1 protein-coding gene and 1 pseudogene are annotated in these 2,185 nt (G+C 66.3%); both read left to right on the top strand.

All coding sequences use genetic code 11. The features are described from left to right. Window positions 1-110: 110 nt before the first annotated feature. Window positions 111-428: pseudogene (locus ACFFN1_RS13705) on the top strand (ABC transporter ATP-binding protein); the annotation flags it as partial. Continuing rightward, a partial coding sequence (locus ACFFN1_RS13700) for an ABC transporter ATP-binding protein (RefSeq protein WP_376841393.1) occupies window positions 425-2,185 on the top strand: 1,761 nt, incomplete at its 3' end. The pseudogene ACFFN1_RS13705 and the gene ACFFN1_RS13700, both read left to right, overlap by 4 nt.

Below are 2,185 nucleotides of genomic sequence, written 5' to 3'. Positions count from 1 at the left end.
CCCTGGTTCCTGTTTCGTGACTGTTCAGAAACCTACGCGGAGGACGGCGTGCTCACGTCTCAGGCACGCTCAACCACCCACGGATCAGTCAGTAGAGCCACTTTTCTGGCGGTGAACAGCAGCGCCTCGCGATCGCGCGCGGCCTGCTCACCGACGCCCCGATCCTCGTGCTCGACGAAGCGACCGCGTTCGCCGACCCGGACTCCGAAGCCGCGATCCAGCAGGCCCTGTCCGAGCTGGCCGTCGGGCGCACGGTCATCGTGATCGCCCACCGGCTGCACACCATCACCAATGTCGACCAGCTTCTCGTACTCGACAAGGGCCGGATCGTCGAGTCCGGCACCCACGCCGAGCTCAACCGGGCCGGCGGCCTGTACCAATCTCTGTGGGAGACCTACGAGAACGCACGAAAGGTGGCACGCCCGTGATCCGTCTGCTGCTACACCTGTCCAACGACACCGCCCGCGGCATGCTCCGCACGCTCCTGACCTTGATCGTGGTCACCGGCCTCCTGCAAGGCTTCGCCTTCGTGCTGCTCGTCCCCTTCCTGCAGGCCGTGTTCGGCATCCCGAACGGCACCGCCACCTCCCAGGAGGTGTGGACGTGGTGGCTCGCCCTCGTCGGGGTCGGGGTCCTGTATATCGCCGCGACCTGGTGGTCGAGCGTCCTCGGGCAACGCTCCGCAGTCCAAGTGCTGTCCTCCCTGGAAGACCGCATCGGCGACCGGCTCGTCGAACTGCCCTTGGGCTGGTTCGGGTCCGAACGCAGTGGCGGCGCCTCTGAACTTGCCACCCGCGGCGTGATCTTCGCCGCCTCTGCCCCGTACGCAATCCTGCGACCGATCGTGCACGCCTTCCTCGTCCCCGCGACCGTCATCGCCGGCACACTCGTCATCGACTGGCGGATCGCGCTCACTCTCGCGGTGTTCTCCCCGGTGATGTGGTTCGCCTACCGGCGCATGTCAGGCATGCTCAAACGCATCGACGCCGACCAGAACGCGACCGTCGCCCGCGCCTCGGCCCGGCTGATCGAGTTCGCCCAGACCCAGCCCGCGATCCGCACCGCCGGCCGCGGCAGCATCGCCCAGCGCCTCATCGAGACGGCCCTGGCCGACCAGTACCAGGTGAAGAGACGCAACAACCTCCTCAGCGTCGGCGGGCTGAGCGTGTTCGCCGTCATCGTGCAGCTCGCGCTGATCCTCGTGCTGATCGTCGGCACCTTCCTCGTCCTCGGCGGGAGCCTCGACGCCCCGATCCTGATCGCGCTGCTCGTCCTCGGTGTCCGGTTCACCGAACCGATCACCAACGCCGCCGCGCTCTCCAGCGGCGTCGGCATGGCCCGCAACACGCTCGAAGCCATCCAAGCCCTCATCGACACGCCCACCCTCCCCGAACCCGCAACCCCGAAAACCCCGGACGACTCGTCGATCCGGGTCGAAGACGTCACCTTCAGCTACGGTGAGACCCCGGTTGTCCGCGGGATCTCCTTCGAGGTGCCCGACGGGACCACCACGGCGATCGTGGGGCCGTCCGGATCGGGCAAGACCACCCTCACCCGACTCATCGCCCGCTTCTACGACCCGGACCAGGGCCGGGTGCTGCTTGGCGGCGTACCGTTGCCTGAGTTCGGCACCGACCACGTCGCCAGCCGCATCGCACCCGTGTTCCAAGACGTCTACCTGTTCGACGATACGATTCTCGCCAACATCTGGCTCGGCCGCCCTGATGCCACTCGTGAGGAGGCGATCGAGGCAGCCCGACTGGCGAGGGTAGACGAGATCGTCGAGCGCTTACCTGATGGATGGGAGACTCGCGTGGGTGAGGGCGGTAGCAATCTTTCCGGTGGTGAACGCCAACGCGTCTCCATCGCCCGCGCACTGCTGAAAGACGCGCCGGTCGTCCTGCTCGACGAAGCTACTGCTTCCCTCGACGCGACCAACGAAGAAGCCGTTCAAGACGCCATCACCCACGTCAGCCGGGGCCGAACAGTCATCGTCGTCGCGCACCGGCTCCAGACCATCCTGAACGCCGACCAGATCGTGATGCTCACTTCCGAAGGCACCATCGCAGAGAAAGGTACCCATGTCCCGCGTCAAGTAGTTGGCAGGATTTCCTTGGTTTTGAATGTCGGGGTGGTGGGGTCGGCCAGGCCCAGGTGCACCTCCTTGGGCCGGTTCCATGAGATG

This window comes from Brevibacterium otitidis (assembly GCF_042429315.1).
GTDB lineage: Bacteria > Actinomycetota > Actinomycetes > Actinomycetales > Brevibacteriaceae > Brevibacterium > Brevibacterium otitidis.
This window is presented reverse-complemented; position numbering and strand designations above follow the sequence as displayed.